Raw genomic sequence first — 20,760 nt, 5'->3', positions numbered from 1 at the left:
CTTTGTAATTTATTTAACAATTCCCTCAAGAAAACCGTAAATGCGCCATCTCTTTATCCTCTTAGTGATTATGAATTATGGTCTTTTTGCACAGCAACATAAGATTGATAGTCTCAATACTTTATTGGTGATTTCTCAGGGCAATCCCAAAGTAGATATATTTCTCGAACTAGTAGAACAGTACGATTATTTGAATGATGGGAAGGCAATTACATGTGCCAAGCAAGCGAACAACTTGGCTAAACAGTTGTCCTATAAAGAAGGGGAGATTCGGAGTTATTATGAATTAGGACGGCTAATAAACAGTAAGGGAGAAAAGAACAATGCTTTGATCTATTACCAGAAAGGCATGGGATTAGCAAGGGAGATAAACGATCAATCTCTTATTGCTTTGGGGTATAAATTGATGAGTGGGTATTATGAACAGGAAAATAATTTACCCAAAGCAGTGGAATATATCGACCTTTCCTTGGCAATCTATACAGATTTGGACCAAAAGAACGGGATGGCATCGTGTTTTCATTTTTTTGGTGTCTTTTATTATCGCTTAGCCGAATATGATAGAGCATTGGCCTATTACTTTAAAGCCCTGGAAATTAGGGAAACACTTTATGATTACAGAGAAATGTCTGTAGTTTATACGAATATTGGAAATATCTACCTGCTGACTTCCAAATTGGAAAAAGCCAAGGAATATTTTTTAAAATCCTTAACCTTGAGTCTGGATATTGATGACAGGAAAGGGGTTATGAACAGTCTATTGAGATTGGGAGTCGCAAACCAGAAAATGGGCAAGTATGACAAGGCCATTGAATATTATAGTGAGGCACTAATTTCGGCTAAGGAACTTAATTTCAAATTGGTTGAGGCAATTTTGATGGGCAATCTGGGGTCCACCTTGAGGAGTCAAGGGAAATTTTCGGAATCCCTAACCTATCTTTTTGCTGCTTTGAAGATTAAAAAAGATCTTGAGAATAAGCCAAGTGCAGCCCATACTTTCAATGACATTAGTGAAACCTATTTTGCTATGGGAAGGCCATTAGAAGCAAAAAAATATGCAATGGAGGCCATTGCAATCTCGGATGGCGTTGATATTAACCAACAACGGGTTGGTTATATGCTATTGGCTCAATCGGTTCAAAGTTTGGGGGATTTGATCAATGCTTATAATTATTTGGAACAATCGTATAAGTTAAAGGATAGCATTTACACCCTTAAGGCCAAAGCGAAAATAGATGAACTCGAAATCCAATACGAAACAAGTAAAAACGAAAAGGAAATTCTTCTGTTGAAAGAGCAAAGGCAAACGGCGGACTATACTAGAAAGACTTATTTGGCAGGCGGCGTATTGACTTCTGTTATCTTATTATTAATGTTTAACCAACAGCGATTAAAAACTAATAAAAATAGACTTTTACTGGAAAAAGAGCAGGAAGTAGATCAAATGAAATCTAAATTCTTCGCCAATATTTCGCACGAGTTCAGGACGCCGCTTACCTTGATTTTGGGGCCGATAGAAACCATGCTTTGCGAAACTGATGACCAAAAAGTAAAATATAGTTTGAAGGTTATGAAAAAGAATGCCAACAGGCTTTTGAAGCTCATCAACCAGCTATTGGACTTGTCGAAACTGGAAGCTGGGAAGTTTAAGCTCAAAGTGGCCGAGATGGATATAATTCCTATCGTCCGTGGCGTTGCCATGGCGTTTCATTCCTTGGCAGAGCTAAAGAAAATAGATTTACAAATAAACTCCGATTCAAATCATTTAAAAGTTTTTGTAGATCGCGAAAAATTGGAAATGATGTTGGTGAACTTGTTGTCGAATGCTTTTAAGTTCACCCCGCAAAACGGCACGGTCAAAGTCCTTGTCGATACCAATGCCGCCAACAGTCGAGCGAGTTTTTATACCATTACGGTAAGCGATACGGGAGTGGGTATTCCGGAAAAAGATCTCGCTCAGATTTTCAATCGTTTTTATCAAAGCACAAATGACCAAGAAAATGGATATGACGGTACTGGCATCGGCTTGGCCCTAACCAAAGAATTGGTAGATCTGCACCAGGGTGCGATCAAGGTTGCGAGCCAAGTCGGGTTCGGCACCGATTTTACAATTGAGATGCCGGTTGGGAAGGAGCACTTTAAGGCAGCAGAAGTGATGTCCATGGTGCCTTTGCTGAACCAAGAACATGAAACGATGATAAACACCCTTACAGAAATTGATTTTCCGGATGACGATGGCGCGGTCGATCGATCAAAGCCCTTATTGCTGTTGGTGGAGGATAATATAGACGTGATGAATTATCTAAAGGATATTTTTCAATGGGAATATCAAATTTTGCAGGCTCAAGATGGGCAACAGGGCATTGAAATGGCGCTGGAGCACGTTCCCGATATGATCATCAGCGATGTCATGATGCCCAAGAAAGATGGGTATGTTGTGTGCAAAACGCTGAAGCAAGACGAAAAAACCAGTCATATCCCTATCATTTTGCTGACCGCCAAGGCAAGTTTGGAAGACAAAATGGAAGGGTTGGAGACCCATGCGGACGATTATGTGACTAAACCTTTTGCTCCAAAGGAATTATTGTTGAAAGTGGACAATCTTATAAGCTCTAGAGAAAAATTGAGGGAAAAATACAAGCGAGAGGCAGTGCTTAAACCCAGTGATATTGCTGTTAATTCAGTCGATGAGGCCTTTCTTGAAAGAATTATTAAAGTGGTGGAGGCAAATATGGGCGACGAACTGTTTGGTGTAGAACCTTTGGCATTGGCGATAGGTATGAGTCGTTCCCAATTACATAGAAAATTGAAGGCCTTGTTAGGTCAGGCACCGACACAATTTATAAGAACCTTTCGCTTGCAACGCGCCCACGACCTACTAAAACAAAATGCTGCCACAGCTTCCGAGATTGCCTACCAGGTCGGGTTTAGTAGCCCTTCCTATTTTTCCAAGTGCTTTCATGAACAATTTGGGCATACCCCTTCGGAAATTCAGAAATAGCATTTAGACTGCCATCTTTTTAAACGAACGGTAAAAAAAAACGCCTGTATTCGGCTGGCTTTGTTGTTTCGCTACCAATGTAATAGCTTATGCGACCAATGTGATAGGCCTTGTAGAGGCATGAGTGTTTTCTTTGGATGGTAACCAATAAAATACAAACATCATGAAAAAAGTGAAGAACAACCATAAGATGGCCCTTGTGTTGTTAACCTTAGCATTACTTTATCAATGCTCAAGCGATCCTGATTCAGGTTCAACAAAGGAAGTTAGCCCGGAAGTAGAATCTATCAATACATATTTCAATAATATCCCCGATTGGGAAAACACTTCCATTACAGCCGAGCCAGATATTCCGTTGGATGATATTATTGCATACACAGAAACGAACGTTCCTTGGAAATGTCCTGCCATCAAGAAAAATTTAGTTGCATCTCAAGAAAAGATTATTTGCGTTGGGACCAATCAAGGAAAAATATGGCCCGGTGCGATCATTGAAGGAAATTCCGTTGAACCTGGTGATATTAAGTTGGTAATAACGGATCGGGCACCCATTACTATAAATTCTGACTTAGTAATAAACAATACCTTTCGAGTGGTTGATAAGCCGAACAGTGTAACAGTTCAACAAGCAATAGCCGAAATGCAAATTGAGGCCGGAAACATGGAAGAAGGCAACCAGGCCGGTGCAGGCCAAATGAATTTTAAAATTGAAGAGTCATCATCGTTTAGTCAATCAATGTTGGCTATGGGCGTAAGTGCAGGTTTTACCGAACCGCAATCACAGGTAGGATTAGAGGGTTCAACTAATGTGTCCAATAGTCGTGAAGCAAAGACTCATACAGTAATGGCAAGGTTTGTTCAGGAAAAATTTACCGTTAGGTTGGCAGAGGATCTTCTGCCCACTTCTGCCGATTTTTTTCGCGATGGGACCACTCTTGCCGATATAGAGGCACTTGAATCTGCAGGAAAAATTGGGCAAGATAATATTCCCTTATACATTGAATCCGTAACATATGGACGCATATTATTATTTTCAATGACATCTACCTCTGTAGGTACTGCATCTGAACTCTCAGCCGCACTTGAGGCATCTTTTGCTGATTATGTAGAGGGTGGTGCTAATTTAAAGAATGAGCAAAAAGAATTGTTAGAGAATTCCACTACCAAAATATATTCTGCCGGTGGTACAGAGGATGGTGCTAACGCTGCCGTGGCAAGTCTGGATTGGAGCCAATTTTTCGTACCAGCCCCTGTTGCGACTGCCATTCCAATTTCTTTTACCGCAAGAACACTCAATGGTAATAGGGTAAAGGTAAAGATAAACAGTAATATCATTTATGAGCAAAGGCAGGATTGTCAGGAGCCAGTAGCGTACAATATTAAAATATCCTTGGATAAGGCTGAATTAACAAAAGGTATTTGTGCGGCATGTCTTTATTCTTCTTATCTTCAACAAGATGGAAAAACTTTGGGAACATTAATAGATTCTGGTGTTGTATTGGGCGTATGGTCTGGCCCCGGGAGTGGAGGTTCATTGGATATAATAAGTAAACCTGATAACCCAAGTTCAGAAACTTCCTTTACTGTTACTTCAGGTTATTGCACAACTACATCGATTTTTCCTCTAAATGTTTGCCCAATTGTAAAATTGATAAAATCTGATAATAAAAGTTATTTGTGGCCATATGCCAATTTGAAAACTAATACTGCTACAAATTTTTCACATAAAATAAGTGAAGGAATAATAAATGTTAAGACCATTGAATTTGAGTACTCTATAGTAAAAACACCTATTTGGCAATAAACATAAAAGTTAAAACATAATTATATTTCATTTGGGCTTTTTGATTATTCATAAAGAAATCAAAAAATCAAGAATGATGGGAATTAGAAAGGGAACAATTATATTATAACATATTTGTTCCCTTTCTAATTCCCATCATTCCCTCAAAATACTCCTCGAAATTACGATTTTTTGTATTTCGGAAGTGCCTTCGTAGATCTGTGTAATCTTGGCATCCCTCATCATTCTTTCTACATGATAATCTTTTACAAAGCCATTCCCGCCGTGTATCTGTACAGCTTCTATGGTGGTATCCATGGCTACCTGGGAAGCATAAAGCTTTGCCATTGCACTTGAAAGGTCATAATTATTACCTTGGTCCTTATCCCAGGCCGCCTTATAGACCAAATGTCTGGCAGCTTCGATTTGTACGTGCATATCGGCCAATTTAAAAGCTATGGCTTGGTGATTGCTAATCTCGGTACCAAAAGCCTTTCGCTCTTTAGAATATTTAAGGGCCAATTCATAGGCGCCTGCAGCAATGCCCAATGCCTGTGCTGCTATTCCTATTCTTCCCCCGGCAAGAGTTTTCATGGCAAATTTAAATCCAAATCCATCTTCCCCTATTCTATTTTCTTTGGGAACCTTCACATCGTTAAATATGAGGGAGTGAGTGTCACTGCCCCTTATTCCCAATTTATTTTCCTTAGGGCCTATTTCAAAACCGGGCATGCCCTTTTCTATAATTATAGCGTTTATCCCTTTATGTCCCTTCGAAATATCGGTCTGGGCAATTACCAAATATATTTCAGCCGAATTTCCATTGGTAATCCAGTTTTTGGTACCATTTAGGACATAGTGGTCCCCTTGATCCACAGCTGTTGTTTTTTGGGAGGTGGCATCGCTGCCTGCTTCAGGCTCGGAAAGACAGAATGCCCCAATACTTTGTCCTGTGGACAAACGGGTTAAATATTTTTCTTTTTGTTCTTCACTGCCAAAAGTTTCCAGCCCCCAACATACCAAAGAATTATTTACGGATACGATTACCGAGGCGGAGGCATCTACTTTGGAGAGTTCCTCCATAACAAGGGCATATGAAATAGTGTCCAGGCCACTTCCTCCGTACTTAGGGTCTACCATCATCCCCATAAATCCGAGTTCCCCCATTTTCTTAACTTGTTCTACAGGAAATTTCTGGGCGTCATCCCTTTCTATGACCCCGGGTAGTAATTCATTCTGGGCAAAATCCTTGGCTGCCTGTTGTATCATCAACTGTTCTTCCGAAAGTGTAAAATCCATTTGTTAGAAAAAAATTATGAGAATATTACAAATATACGAGTATAGAATGGAATAATAATGGGGAATAAAAACATTAAAACCTAATCTATATTTTTATATTTGTTCGGTTGTATACTTTTTTATCTGTAAAAGAACTTAACAATTATGAGACAACATTAGCTAGGCTGGTAAAATAAACCAAAGGATGTTAAATATCCCCTAATAGCAAGTGAAATCAATTAATTAATTGTGAGGTGCAATGAAAGAGTTATTAAAAATATATGAAAATAAAGCCCCTGAAATTGTTTTCAACTGGAAAGATCCAGAGACGGAGGCGGAAGGATGGACGGTAATAAATTCCCTTCGCGGCGGGGCCGCTGGTGGCGGTACCAGAATGAGGGAAGGATTGGATATGAACGAGGTCTTATCTTTGGCAAAAACAATGGAGGTGAAATTTACGGTTTCAGGACCTCCGATTGGAGGTGCAAAATCCGGTATTAATTTTGATCCCAACGATCCTAGAAAATCCGGAGTGCTTAAACGGTGGTACCATGCGGTAGCCCCATTGTTGAAAAGTTATTACGGTACTGGAGGGGATTTAAATGTTGATGAAATTAACGAGGTAATCCCTATTACCGAAGATGCCGGTGTTTGGCACCCGCAAGAAGGTGTTTTTAACGGGCATTTTAAACCTACTGAGGCGGACAAGATAAATAGGATCGGTCAATTGAGATTGGGAGTTGTGAAGGTTTTGGAAGGGGAAGACTACTCACCGTCGGTGACCAGAAAATTTACGGTTGCCGATATGATAACTGGTTTTGGAGTGGCGGAAGCAGTTAAACATTATTATGACATACACGGTGGTTCAGTAAGAGGGAAAAGGGCCATTGTTCAGGGTTTTGGCAATGTAGGTTCCGCAGCGGCCTTTTATTTGGCCAAAATGGGTGCTAAAGTTGTCGGGATTATCGATCGGGCCGGAGGGGTAATCAATGAGGGCGGATATACTCTGGAGGAAATAAGAACATTCTTTCTAAATAAAAAGGGAAATGAGCTTTTTGCGGATAATATTATTCCATTTGCCGAAATGAACGATAGAATATGGAATTTGCCCGCCGAGATTTTTGTCCCCTGTGCGGCATCCCGTTTGGTGACAAAAGAACAGATATCCAAAATGATCCAGGCCGGGTTGGACGTGATTAGCTGTGGGGCCAATGTGCCATTTGCCGATAAAGAAATATTTTTTGGACCAATAATGGAGTATACAGATGAACGGGTTAGTCTAATTCCCGATTTTATATCCAACTGCGGAATGGCCCGAGTCTTTGCCTATTTTATGGAGGGGAGGGTACCAATGGATGATAAACTTATTTTTAATGACACTTCGAATACCATTAGAAACGCAATTTTAAATATATTTGACCAAAATAAATCAAAAGTTAATCTCAGTAAAACCGGATTTGAGATTGCTTTGAAACAATTAATCTAATAATCTAAACCAATAATAGCATGGAGACCATTATTATTATTTTATTCGTTGCCGGTTACTTGGCAATAACATTGGAGCATAACCTGAAAATAGACAAATTAATCCCCGCTTTGGCTATGATGGCTCTGTTGTGGGCGGTTATAGCTTTGGCACATATGCCGGTTTTTGAGGTCAATGCCGAGCTCCGGGAGTTGGAGGCGACCCATATAGATGAGATTTTGCTACATCATCTTGGAAAAACTGCAGAAATATTGGTCTTCCTTCTAGGAGCCATGACCATTGTGGAAATAATAGATTATTTCGATGGCTTTGCAACCATAAAAGGATTTATAAAAACTAGGAGCAAAAGAAAATTGTTGTGGTTGTTCTCTATTTTGGCTTTTATACTTTCAGCTATTATTGATAACCTTACTGCTACAATTGTATTGATTACCATTCTTCAGAAGGTGGTCAACGATAGGGAAACAAGACTTTGGTTTGCCGGTATGATAATTATTGCCGCCAATGCGGGTGGGGCTTGGTCTCCAATTGGGGATGTTACCACTACCATGCTATGGATCGCCAATAAGGTATCTGCAGCCCAATTGATAGAACACGTTCTTTTGCCCTCTATAATATGTATGGTAGTGCCTACCTTTATAGCAAGTAGGTACAAGGCATTTTCTGGTAATATTGATACTGATATGGACGATGAGGAGCCAACTAAGTCCAGATACGGGGCTACTATGCTTTATTTAGGATTAGGGGCTATTATATTTGTTCCCTTTTTCAAAACCATAACCCATTTGCCACCTTACGTTGGTATGATGCTTTCTTTGGCCTTGGTAGCTACATTCGCCGAAATATATAGTAGTTCCAAATTCAGTATTTCCAACATAGACGGTGAAAGTGAGGCAGAATCACATCACAGCCCTGTGCATTCATCCCTTTCCAAAATTGAATTGCCAAGTATTCTTTTCTTTTTGGGTATTTTGATGGCTGTGGCCGCTTTGGAATCTTTAGGGATGTTGTTCCATTTTGCTGGTACTTTGGATGAGGTAATGCCTATGTTGGGGACAGAGTCCGGTGGGGAATTGGTTTCGGATTTGGTGGTACTTTTCCTTGGTGTTGGTTCAGCGGTAATAGATAACGTGCCACTGGTCGCGGCCAGTATAGGAATGTTCTCCGTAGGAATGGATGATCCTGTTTGGCATTTCATTGCATATTCCGCAGGAACAGGTGGTAGTATGTTGATTATTGGTTCTGCAGCAGGTGTTGTGGCAATGGGAATGGAAAAAATAGACTTCTTTTGGTATTTGAAGAAAATAGCATGGTTGGCTTTCCTAGGATTTGCTGCCGGTGCCGTAGGATTTATATTAATTAGAAATTTAGTGTTGAACGCATAATTTAATCGATAAAAGACCGTTATTAAGGCAACTTAAATAAAGAAAATATATGTTATTGATACAAGACCTGGCTCAAGAGACAGGATTAGAGGGAGTTGTGTCCGAGGAAAAGACGCTTTCTGTCATTGATTTAATAGTTAATGGCGGTACAGGAAGTATCTTGATCATAAGTGTTTTGTTTGTAATGCTTTTTGTGGCACTGTATATTTATTTTGAACGGATTTTTGCAATCAAGGCAGCTTCTAAGATAGATAGCAATTTTATGAACCAGATACGGGACCATGTTACCAATGGTAAATTGGATGCGGCCAAAATATTGTGTGCCCAGACAGATTCGCCAGTAGCTAGGTTAACGGAAAAGGGAATATCCAGAATAGGGAAGCCTTTGGACGATATTAATACCGCTATAGAAAATGCAGGTACCCTGGAGGTGTATAAATTGGAAAAAAATGTGAGTGTATTGGCCACCGTAGCCGGAGCAGCCCCAATGATTGGGTTCTTGGGAACCGTAATTGGTATGATTTTGGCATTCCATCAAATGGCAAGCAGTGGCGGGCAGGCAGAAATGGGTTCTTTGGCCTCCGGTATTTATACGGCAATGACCACTACTGTAGCGGGACTTATTGTAGGTATTATTGCTTACATAGGGTATAATCATTTGGTGAACAGGACGGATAAGGTAGTACATAAAATGGAAGCCAATGCAGTGGAATTTTTAGATTTATTGAACGAACCTCTTTAGAACATAACAAATGAAACTAAAAGGTAGAAATAAAGTTAGTCCAGATTTTAGCATGTCCTCTATGACGGACATAGTTTTCCTATTGCTTATCTTTTTTATGCTAACTGCAAATTCGCCCAATGCATTGGATCTGTTGTTGCCCAAAGCAAAAGGGAAATCTACAAATACCCAAAATGTATCTGTAAGCATCAATAAGAATCTGGAATATTTTGTGAACAACGAGAAGATAAACGGACAGTATATAGAAATTGAATTAAAAAAGGCACTAAAAGGACAGGAGAAACCTACTATTATTCTTAGGGCAGAAGAGAGCGTTGCCATCAAAGAGGCGGTGAACGTAATGGATATTGCCAATAGAAATAATTACAAGGTTATTTTGGCAGTGCGACCAAATTAATGTCATTACTTAACACGAGACACGAGAAAAAATCATTTACACTTACCACAATTCTGTTGAGTGTACTATTGCTATTGCTTTTTTATATTGGACTCACCTATTTGGATCCTCCAATAGAAAATGGTATTTCCGTCAATTTTGGTACAACCGATTTTGGTAGCGGCAGGGTACAGCCCAAAGAAAAGATTAAATCAGAACCCCTAAACACTCCTATTAAAGAACCCAAGGTTCAAGAGGAGAAGGTAGAAGAAGTGGTGGAACAGGTGCCAGAGGAAAAGGTAGCCAAGGAAAAACCTGCCGAAAAATTACTTACCCAAGAAAACGAGGAATCCATAAAAATTAAACAGCAGCAGGAAGCTAAACGCAAAGCTGACGAGGCGGCCAAAAAGGCTCAGGCCGAAGCTGAGCGGGTTGCTCGCGAAAAGAAGGAAGCCGAAGAAAAGGTTAGGAAAGAGCAACAGGCGAAAAAGAACAAGTTGGATGAGCTTATTGGAGGTATAAATAAGTCCGAAGGAACTGCATCCGGAGGGGAAGGTGATGATAATAAGGCCGGGGATAAAGGCCAGCCAGACGGCGATCCATACGCAACAAGTTATTACGGAAGTCCCGGGTCGGGCAGTGGTACCGGAGGTTATGGACTCAATGGAAGATCCTTGGTGAATAAGGGCAAGGTTCAACAAGAATGCAATCAAGAAGGAATGGTTGTAGTCAAAATTGTTGTGGACCGAAATGGTAAAGTGGTTAGTGCCACCCCTGGGGTAAAAGGGACTACCAATACGCATCCCTGTCTAATGGAACCTGCCAAGAAAACTGCTTTTATGCACCAATGGAACCTGGATTCCAATGCTCCTAGCCAACAAGTTGGTTTTGTAGTGGTGAATTTTAAATTAGGGGAATAAGGTTTTTCTGCATTGCCCGAAATCAATTTTCCTAAAGTAATTTTACATATTCATTTACTTTTTTAATTAGATTAATTGAAGGTATTGCAACGGCACTTTGTTCTAACTTCAACAGACGACTATAAATGACCTATCAGGAAACTTTGGAATGGATGTTCGCGCAACTGCCCATGTACCAACAAAAGGGAATTTCTGCATTTAAGGGTAAGTTGGACAATATACTGGCCCTCTCCGCATATTTGGGCCATCCCGAACGAAAATTTAAAAGTATACATGTGGCTGGGACCAACGGGAAAGGATCCAGTAGTCATATGCTGGCCTCAATTCTACAAGAGGCGGGTTATAGAGTCGGTTTGTATACCTCTCCACATTTAAAGGATTTTAGGGAACGGATCAGGATTAACGGGACACCGGTCAGCAAAAAATTTGTTGTCGATTTTATTAAGAAAAATAAACTTTTTTTTGAGGCGCATGACCTTTCGTTTTTCGAAATGACAGTGGGAATGGCCTTTCAGTATTTTGAAAAGGAAAAAATTGATATTGCCATTGTAGAGGTTGGACTGGGAGGTCGTTTGGATTCTACCAATATAATTATCCCAGAAGTTTCATTGATTACGAATATCGGCTATGATCATGTGGAGATGTTGGGCGATACCATTGCCAAAATAGCCTTTGAGAAAGCAGGAATCATTAAGCCAGGGATACCAGTGGTCATCAGCGAACTGCAGGAAGAAACAGCCACTGTTTTTAACAGTATAGCTGGCGAAAGAGGCTCCAAAATAATTTTTGCAGGCGAGGTAATCCCTGGAAACTATAAAACTTCCTTGTTGGGGAGTTACCAGGCGAAAAATGTCAAGGGGGTTGTTGCCACCATTAAGGAATTGAAGGGTTTTGACATTAGGGAGAAGCATATTGCTGAAGGCTTGTTGAATGTTTCTACTAATACCGGATTACTGGGGAGATGGCAAACTATTGGTGAAAACCCAACGATGGTTTGTGATACTGCCCACAATACGGAGGGTTTGTCCATTGTTTTGGATCAAATAAAACAACAGAAATATACCGCTCTCCATTTGGTCATCGGGTTTGTAAAAGACAAGAATTTGGAACAAATTTTACCTCTTTTTCCAAAAAATGCACATTACTATTTTTGCAGACCTAACATTCAGAGAGGTTTGGATGAACTTGTACTCAAAACCAGGTCCTTGGAGTTTGGCTTGAATGGTAATGCTTATTCTTCTGTAAATGAAGCGGTTAATGCTGCTTTGGGCGTAGCGGATAAAACCGATTTTGTGTTTGTAGGGGGCAGTACTTTTGTAGTTGCAGAAATCGTATAAATTTTTCTATTTTTTCCTTTGGGGAAATTAAAAACTATTCTATATTTGCACTCGCTTCTGGAGAAATTAGGAAGCGATTTTAAATACTGATTAATTAGGGCTCTTAGCTCAGCTGGTTCAGAGCACCTGCCTTACAAGCAGGGGGTCACTGGTTCGAACCCAGTAGGGCCCACGGTAACAAAGACAAGGCTTCCAAGAAATTGGGAGCCTTTTTTGGTTTTACAAATTACATCTTTACGCTCACTTTACGCTCACTTTTACTTTTAACAAAACTTTAATATATTTTGAACCCAAATGACCTCATTTGAGTTCATTTGTAGTACTTAGTCTGAGTATTTGGACCTCCGACATGTTCGCGACGGATGGAGTCTAATTTTATTAACCCTTACATTTTTAGCATCGATCTGAATTTTGAATATTATTTACTTGTGTTAATTCCTACATTTATTGTATCTTTTTGGGAGTTAAATGTAAGTGAAGTCATTTTTAAAGATTATCCTAGTGATTTATAGATATTGGATACGTTGAGTAGTTTGTATCCTTTTCTAATTGGAACAATACATTTTAATGAATAAATTCATTTAGCTAGTTCGCCCAATCAACTTTTCCTGCAAGAATTCCATGCAGGAATTGCATAGGTTTTTGAGTACGATAAGTAGTTCGTACGATTTTTATCTGTAAAAGTTATTCAAGACTAATCGGTCGTCATTTATAAACCATCTTCAAAGTCTAAAGGTTCATCTGAATTTTTGGGTTATTTTGAGATATTGTAATTGGAATGCAGATGAAGTTTGGTACCAGCCATTTTCCGAATTACCGCCAGCTCGATCAAATGGATTGTGGTCCCGCATGTCTAAAAATCATCACCAAACATTACGGAAAGGATTATAATTTGGAGTATCTAAGACAAATTTCCAACCTTAGAAGGGGAGGTGCATCGCTAGCAGGACTTTCAGAGGCTTTGGAAACCATCGGGATCGACGCCATAGGAATACGATCTGATATCGAGGAATTGGTGAATGACGTTCCATTGCCAGCTATTGCACATTGGGAGAACAATCATTTTCTCGTGGTCTACAAGGCAACTAAGGGGTATGTATATGTTTCAGATCCCGCAATTGGGATAGCAAAATATGGTCATAAGGAATTTATTCAGAAATGGGCATCCCCGGACAATGAAAAAGGCATTCTTTTACTAGTGGAACCCAACCACAGTTTTACCAACATCCCAGGAGAGGATACCTCTCACACGGGGTTAGGCTTCCTGATTAAATATTTAATGCCATTTAAGGTTTATATTGGCCAATTGTGCCTTGGACTTTTACTTGCCACCACAATTCAATTGCTTCTTCCATTCTTGACACAGAGCCTTGTGGATTATGGAATTGATTTTGAAAATATTGGTTTTATCCACCTTGTTGTAATCGCCCAGATTTTTCTTTTTTTGACTCGTTTGGCCTCCGAGATTATTAGAGACTGGCTGTTACTACATATGTCCACTCAAATCAACATTTCCATGATTTCCGATTTTTTGGACAAATTGCTGCTTATGCCCTTTGCCTATTTTGATTCTAAGACCACGGGAGATTTTATGCAACGAATCTATGACCACCATCGCATTGACGAATTTTTGGGCGGTCGTTCCCTTTCCATTGTGTTTGATATGTTCAGCATCTTGGTCTTTGGAATTGTACTGGGTTACTTCAATATTGACATTTTGGTAATTTTTATGTTGGGCACTTTGCTCTTTATGGGTTGGACCGTATTGTTTCTAAAACGTAAAGCTCTACTTGACCATAAGCTATTCAATCTGAACCGCTCGGAACAGTCGCTTTTGATCCAACTGATAACAGCTATTCGTGATATAAGGCTGAATGGTTCCGAACGTCGGCGCAAAATGGAATGGAAGAAAGTCCAAGGAAGGTTGTACAGGTTAAAGATAGATATCTTGAAACTAGATCAGATCCAGCTCAAAGGAGGTTCCTTTCTTAATGAAATGACCAGCATTTTCATAATTTTTTGGTCCGCAAAAGCGGTGGTATATGGCGAAATTACACTCGGAACTATGTTGGCCATACAATTTATTGTAGGCAGTCTTTCCATTCCAATTTCTAATACTTTGGATTTTATAGTAGGATTACAACGTGCAACCCTTTCCCTAAAGCGTTTGTCCGAAGTCCATTCTGAAAAAAATGGGTCTTTGCCAATTGCCAAGACCGAAATCATTGAACCAGGACACATTGGCATTACAAATCTCGATTTTGTTTATGGAGAAAGTACTTCACATAAGGTGTTGGACAATATTACGCTAACCATTCCCAAAGGGAAAATTACGGCTATTGTTGGTTCTAGTGGTTCTGGAAAGACAACTCTTCTAAAATTATTGCTCAAATTATATGAACCTGTAAAGGGTAAAATAAATATAGGAAAGGATAACCTGAGATTTATGAACACGAAAAAATGGAGAGAACATTGTGGTGCCGTTCTTCAAGATAGTTCCTTGTTCAATGATACTTTGGGACGAAATATTACGGAATCGAGGGCAAACCGACCTACGGATCGGAACAGATTGTTCGAGGTGGTCGTCATGGCCAATCTTAGCGAATTAGTGGAGAATCTTCCCTTGGGCTTGGACACCTTGATAGGCGAACATGGCAATCTCCTTAGTGGTGGTGAAAAACAGCGCCTGCTAATTGCAAGGGCCATCTATAAAAATCCAGACTATCTCTTTTTTGATGAGGCGACCAGTGCCCTTGATGCCAAAAATGAGAAGGTCATTTCTGAAAACCTAAAGTCTTTTTATGTCGACAAAACGGTAATCTTAGTTGCCCATAGGTTGTCCACGGTGCGCAATGCAGATCAGATATTGGTCATGGACAAGGGAAAGATTGTGGAAAAGGGCAGCCATAAGGAATTGGTAGAACTAAATGGTTTTTATCATCAACTAATCCTTAATCAATTATAGAACACATGGAAGACCAGGGTATTTACATATATGAGAAAGAGGCCTATATAAGTAGGGAATCCAATTGGATGCTTAAATGGGGAATAGTATTGGTGATTTCTTTTTTTGTCCTTGTTGTAGTGTTTGCCTCTTTTTTCTCCTTTAACGAGAGCATTAAAGCATCGGTGGTATTGACCACATTGGATCCACCTGTACATTTAAGGGCAAAACAGACTGGTAAATTAATCGAGGTAAATTATAATCCAGGGGATACAGTTTCCAAAGGTGACATTTTAGGAGTGTTGGAAAACACTGGGGAAGCCAAGGACATGGTCATGCTAAAACAAAAACTGACATCTGGATATCCTTTGGTATTAAAACCGCAGACCTTATCATATCAATTCCCAAACCAATTGAGGCTTAGCGGGCAGATTCGACCTTTTTATAATAGATTTCTAAATGCCTATCGCAATCTTATATTTTATCGATCCCTGGACAACGAAGCGTTGAAAGAAACTGAACTTAAACAACAACTTCTTGGACAATCCACTGCCATTAAAAACAAAAAGGAAGAAATTATTGTTCTTCAACGTGACCTTGAAATAGCCCAAATTGATTTTGATCGATATCAAGAGCTTTTAAAAAAGGGAGTCATATCACTTGGTGATTTAGAAAAAAAGGAAAAGGAATATTTGAAAGTCCAACGTGAATATGGGAATCTAGAACAGGAACTAAATCAATTACGCATGGTGGAAACGAGTATTCGGAACACTCAAATGCAGTTCGATAATTCTCGACTAAAAAACGAGAATACGCATGGTTCCATTTTAGAATTGGAGCAAGAAGAACTCATATCTGCATTGACCGAGTGGGAGGAACAATATTTATTAACGAGCCCTATTGCCGGACGGATCTCTTTTTTCGATGTTTGGGGAAAACATCAAAATGTTAAGGAAAATCAGGTAGTTTTTACGGTGGTTCCATTAAGAAACCAAGGGTTATTAGGAAGGTGCCAGGTACCCATCCTAAACTCAGGAAAGATAAGGCCGGGTCAGCGTGTCATCATTAAATTGGAAAACTATCCCTATCGCGAATGGGGGTCCCTTAAGGGAGAAGTAAAAACAATTTCCGAAGTCCCCAGAACGGGCGAAAATGAAGGTTATGTGGTATATGTAAAGATCAAGGACTTAGTGACTTCATACGGTAGAACTTTGGAATTTAAACAGGAAATGATCGGCAGCGCCGAAATCATTTTAGAGGAGGTAACGTTACTACAGCGTATTTTTTATCAGTTTAGAAATCTCTGGTCAAATACACAATAATGACTAGGACCGTAATCAAATATAGAGTCTATAGATTTAGCCCTTTGGCAATATTAGTTTTGTTGTTTGCTACATTGAGCGTCTGCTTTGCTCAAGAACCCAACTTTCTCAAGGATACTCTTTTATTGACTACGGATTACTTATCGGATACGACCTATCAAAGCATTATGGACTTGGAGGATGAAGCCTATGAAAATGGTGATTTACAAAAGCTAAGATATCTAACCGAGGTCCATATCAATAAAGCTAAAAGCGAATCCAACGTAATGGAGCTTGCCAGTGGTTATTATTACCGAACTATTATTGAAGAACCGGAATTAGCAATTTCCTATTCCGATTCAATTATTTTGGTTACCGCTCAAAGTGACCATCTCGAATATCCCACTTTTGGTTATATACTCAAGGCTATTATTTTCTATGACAAAGGAGATTATCAACTTTCCCTGCAGAATTACATTACCGCTTATAATCTAGCGGTAGAGAAAAACAATCTTAACGATCAACTTACATGTTCCATGGCCATTGCTGCAATTCGCAACCTTAATGGCCAGCCTCATGCTGCAGCAGATATTTACACCAGGTCATTAAAGGTGTTGAAAAAGGAAAAAGACTTTGAAAACACGTATTATAATGACTATATGATCTTGATGTACAATCTTGCCTTAGCCCACCTAAGGCTTTCACAATTGGACTCCTCACGGCAATATTACAAAGCCGGCATTGATAAGGCATTGTCCAATAATGACAAAATGGAATACCGTGATTTTGTTCTGGTGGGCGCTCAATTGGATTATTATGAAGGGGACTATCAAATAGCGAGGGATACTCTTCTAAAATATGTCTTTCAATTGGAAGGAAAAAGCAAGGCGATCAAACTTTATTATTTGGCCAAGATAGCTCAATACTCAGGTAACAATAAACAGGCCATAACTTATTTTCAACAAATCGATTCCATCGTGGGCGCGTCCCGGGAACCCTTTGATAATATTAAAGAGGTTTACCAACAGCTGGTTATGTATTACAGTTTGGAGGAGAATCAAAAACGTGAAATCGATGCCATTGAAAAACTTATATTTTTTGATAGCGTGATGACATCGGAACAAAAAGGAATTATAGAACAGGCCACTGTTGCCTATGATATTCCTTATCTGAAGCGTCAAAAAAGCAAAGCAGAGGAACAACTCAAGGCCAAAGGTATTTGGATATTTGTATTAGGGTCAATGGCAAGCCTTGCAATCTTGATAGGTGTATACTTCTATATTAAGGCCCAAAAGACTAAAACCAAAGTAAAGGAATTATTGGCAGGATCTAAGCGGCCTAAACCTCTTTCACCCAAAGTCGAGGAATATCCAACATCTGTACCTAAAGAAATAAGAGATGATATTTTGATGAAATTGGAGGCTTTTGAAAAGTCTGACCACTATTTAAGCAAAGAATTGGATATGGCTCAATTGGCACAGGAAATGGATACGAACACCTCCTATTTGTCCACTGTTATTAACCATTACAAAGAAATGAGTTTCCCGAACTACTTGAAGGATTTAAAAATCACAACGGCAATTGATAGGCTTTCCAGTGAGCCTGAATTGTTAAAATACAACTATCAGGGGTTGGCGGACACCTTTGGTTTTAAAACAGGGGAATCCTTTTCCAGAGCATTTTATTCCAAGACCGGAGTGTATCCTTCCAAGGTATTAAAGGAGCTTAAGAATAGACAAATTGGACGTCATTTATAAATGGTAGGATATATTATTTGTAGTTTTTTACAACACGGGCTATCTTGGGATAAACCTTTAATTTATTAACTATTAAAACCGGAAATCATGAGAAAAAAAATGGAAGACTTCAAAAAAAGAGCATTAAAGAACTTGACTAAAATTAAGGGCGGTGGAGATGGGCCTATCGATACTGATAAAATTAAAAGGCCGAAAAGGGGACACAGAGACTAATACTTTAAGTTACTATAAATTCAGCGATCGCTTCGGCCGGTCTTAGATTTCTACGTTTTAAAATTAAAAAACAATGATAAGGTACATCTTATTATATTCTGGTCTTTTTTGCTTGATTACTTCCTGTAACAATAGGCAGGAAGCGGATTCTTGGAATTATCCAGAAATTGCCGAATACTCTATATCCCATAAGCATTTTGGAATGTCAGTGGTGGATAGTTACCATAATTTAACGAATTTGAAAGACCCCAAAGTCCAAAATTGGTTGAAAGCACAGGATTCTTTGGCCGAAACTTATTTTTTAAACAATCAACGTTTTAGGCAGTTTAAAAAGCGTTTCCAGGAATTAGAAGGTAGGAGCAGAGGTAATATCAGTAACATACGTATAGATGAAAAAGGGAATTACTTCTATTTGCGCTATGACGAAACAAAGGATATTGACCTGCTATACTATAAGGAAAAACTGTCCAATAAAGAAACTGTTCTTTTTGATCCGAGTACTTATGCCATCAAGAGTAAAAATATAAGCTATTTAGAACCCTCTTTTGACGGAAGTAAGATAGCGATTGGGTTGGATCCAAGGGAGGAATTTACCTCTACCATTATCTTTTATGATTTGGAAACTAAAAAAATTTTAAAGGACCAAATAACACAAATTAATCCGGATTTTGGAGGAATACAGTGGTTGCCTGATAACTCAGGGATAATATATCTTTACTTTCCTTTTGTTGAACAGTCGGACGCCAGGTACAAAAGGCAATCTTTTTCAGCTATCCATTTTTTTGGGGATAATCCTCAAAAACGAACGCCTATTTTTGGAGATGATAGTTTTTTGGGAATTGCCTCTGATTATTTCCCCAAGGTAAAAATAGGCTCTAGTTGGGATTCCTACATAATAGGATATTCTGCTAAATCAGGCATGTTTTACGATAGTTTTATTGCCAAATTAAGTGATGTAATGAAAGGAAGTCCCCAGTGGAAGCCGTTCTTTAAGACTATAGATAAGATTTATTATAATCAGGGCGAAATAAGGGGCCAACATTTTATATATCGTAGAGCTACTCCAAACGGAAATCAACTTTGTCAAGTAGATATTGAACGTCCCAAATTTGATAAGCCATTAATTCTTGCTACCGGTAGTCGTGAAGAACCCATTACCCAATTTGAGATTACTAAAGACAACATATATTTTATTCGGGAAAAATATGGGGTTGAGATATCTATTTTTCGAATTGACAGTTTACAAAATACTATTCAACTAAAACCGCCCTTTGTACCGGGCTATGCTTCATTTTTAGGGGAATCGGTTACTCACAACAAAATTGGTATTGGTGTGGATGGTTGGACTTCAAATTACGTTCGATATTATATAGATCCACATGGAAAATTTATTAACGAAGGGCTTTTGGATTCTGCCAACTTTCCTGAATTCCGCAACATAACCTCCAAACAGATTTTGGTCACTTCCCATGATGGGGTAGAAGTACCTCTTTCCTTGGTCTATAAAAAAGATATAAAACTTGATTCCAATAACGAAGTATTTATATATGTATACGGCGCTTATGGGGAAAGTATGAGCCCATTCTTTTCGCCCACATATCTGGATTGGGTAAGTCAAGGGGGTATTCTTGCCTTCCCGCATGTTCGCGGTGGAGGGGAAAAGGGCGAAGAATGGCATATTCAAGGAATGAAAGCCTTAAAATATAATTCATGGAGAGACCTTATCGCTTGTACCAAATCTTTAATTGAAAAGGGGTACACTCGAAAAGGATTGGTCTCACTTTACACCAATAGTGCTGGTGGTATTACGGCAGGTATGGCTGTCAATGAATGTCCTGAATTATATTCTTCCTTTATTGCCGAAGTGCCTAGAATGCACCCGTTTGGACTCGAATCCTCTACGATGTCCAGCAGTACCAGTTATATTGAGTATGGTACGGTAAAAGATAGCTTGGAATGCCTTGGGCTTGTACAAATGGACCCATACTTAAACTTGAGATCCAAAAAAAATTATCCTGCTACCTTGATTATGCCTAGCAACAACGACGACAGGATCCCCTTGTGGGATAGCGGTAAATATATTGCGAAGCTTCAAAAATACAATCAAGGAAAAGTTCCTATATTGATGGATATCGATTATCATTATGGTCATGAGAATTCACAAGGTTATGACACTTCTATAGACCTGAATGCACGAATTTTTAGTTTTGCCAAGTCTAATATGAAGTACTAGACAA

At 39.2% G+C, this 20,760-nt stretch carries 14 protein-coding genes and 1 tRNA gene; 14 read left to right on the top strand and 1 reads right to left on the bottom strand.

What is annotated here, in order from left to right; all coding sequences use genetic code 11:
- The first annotated feature begins 40 nt into the window (after positions 1-40).
- Positions 41-3,001 (top strand): tetratricopeptide repeat protein, encoded by a 2,961-nt coding sequence (locus tag LV92_RS15455; RefSeq protein ID WP_111624491.1) that lies wholly within the window; start codon positions 41-43, stop codon positions 2,999-3,001.
- 163 nt (positions 3,002-3,164) lie between these two features.
- Positions 3,165-4,805, top strand: a complete 1,641-nt coding sequence (locus tag LV92_RS15450) for a thiol-activated cytolysin family protein (RefSeq protein ID WP_111624490.1) — start codon at positions 3,165-3,167, stop codon at positions 4,803-4,805.
- A 135-nt stretch (positions 4,806-4,940) separates the two neighbouring features.
- Here the strand turns inward: LV92_RS15450 and LV92_RS15445 are convergent, their stop codons facing one another.
- Positions 4,941-6,083 (bottom strand): acyl-CoA dehydrogenase, encoded by a 1,143-nt coding sequence (locus tag LV92_RS15445; protein WP_111624489.1) that lies wholly within the window; start codon positions 6,081-6,083, stop codon positions 4,941-4,943.
- A gap of 238 nt (positions 6,084-6,321) precedes the next feature.
- Between LV92_RS15445 and LV92_RS15440 the strand changes: the two genes are divergently transcribed.
- From LV92_RS15440 to LV92_RS15390, 12 genes are all read left to right on the top strand, one after another.
- Positions 6,322-7,548 (top strand): Glu/Leu/Phe/Val dehydrogenase dimerization domain-containing protein, encoded by a 1,227-nt coding sequence (locus LV92_RS15440; RefSeq protein WP_111624488.1) that lies wholly within the window; start codon positions 6,322-6,324, stop codon positions 7,546-7,548.
- Between the two features lie 20 nt (positions 7,549-7,568).
- A complete protein-coding gene (nhaD, locus tag LV92_RS15435; RefSeq protein ID WP_111624487.1) occupies positions 7,569-8,933 on the top strand; it encodes a sodium:proton antiporter NhaD in 1,365 nt (454 codons plus the stop codon).
- A 49-nt stretch (positions 8,934-8,982) separates the two neighbouring features.
- Positions 8,983-9,675 (top strand): MotA/TolQ/ExbB proton channel family protein, encoded by a 693-nt coding sequence (locus LV92_RS15430; RefSeq protein ID WP_111624486.1) that lies wholly within the window; start codon positions 8,983-8,985, stop codon positions 9,673-9,675.
- Positions 9,676-9,685: 10 nt separating this feature from the next.
- Positions 9,686-10,072 (top strand): ExbD/TolR family protein, encoded by a 387-nt coding sequence (locus tag LV92_RS15425; RefSeq protein ID WP_031445231.1) that lies wholly within the window; start codon positions 9,686-9,688, stop codon positions 10,070-10,072.
- Positions 10,072-10,971, top strand: a complete 900-nt coding sequence (locus LV92_RS15420; protein WP_111624485.1) for an energy transducer TonB — start codon at positions 10,072-10,074, stop codon at positions 10,969-10,971. The genes LV92_RS15425 and LV92_RS15420 overlap by 1 nt, the downstream gene beginning before the upstream one ends.
- Positions 10,972-11,096: 125 nt before the next feature.
- A complete protein-coding gene (locus LV92_RS15415; protein ID WP_111624484.1) occupies positions 11,097-12,308 on the top strand; it encodes a bifunctional folylpolyglutamate synthase/dihydrofolate synthase in 1,212 nt (403 codons plus the stop codon).
- 97 nt (positions 12,309-12,405) lie between these two features.
- Positions 12,406-12,480, top strand: a tRNA-Val gene (locus tag LV92_RS15410).
- Between the two features lie 612 nt (positions 12,481-13,092).
- Entirely contained in the window at positions 13,093-15,273 is a 2,181-nt protein-coding gene (locus LV92_RS15405; RefSeq protein ID WP_103440932.1) for a peptidase domain-containing ABC transporter, read from the top strand.
- 5 nt (positions 15,274-15,278) lie between these two features.
- Entirely contained in the window at positions 15,279-16,574 is a 1,296-nt protein-coding gene (locus LV92_RS15400) for an HlyD family secretion protein (protein ID WP_111624483.1), read from the top strand.
- Positions 16,574-18,310 (top strand): helix-turn-helix domain-containing protein, encoded by a 1,737-nt coding sequence (locus LV92_RS15395; RefSeq protein WP_111624482.1) that lies wholly within the window; start codon positions 16,574-16,576, stop codon positions 18,308-18,310. Before LV92_RS15400 ends, LV92_RS15395 begins: the two co-directional genes overlap by 1 nt.
- Positions 18,311-18,397: 87 nt before the next feature.
- Positions 18,398-18,523, top strand: a complete 126-nt coding sequence (locus LV92_RS22090) for a hypothetical protein (RefSeq protein ID WP_262509682.1) — start codon at positions 18,398-18,400, stop codon at positions 18,521-18,523.
- A gap of 73 nt (positions 18,524-18,596) precedes the next feature.
- Entirely contained in the window at positions 18,597-20,756 is a 2,160-nt protein-coding gene (locus LV92_RS15390; protein ID WP_111624481.1) for a prolyl oligopeptidase family serine peptidase, read from the top strand.
- Positions 20,757-20,760 lie beyond the last annotated feature (4 nt).

The organism is Arenibacter echinorum (genome assembly GCF_003259375.1).
GTDB classification, from domain to species: Bacteria; Bacteroidota; Bacteroidia; order Flavobacteriales; family Flavobacteriaceae; genus Arenibacter; species Arenibacter echinorum.
The sequence above is the reverse complement of the archived record's forward strand: the minus strand, read 5'-3'. Positions and strand labels throughout refer to the sequence as shown.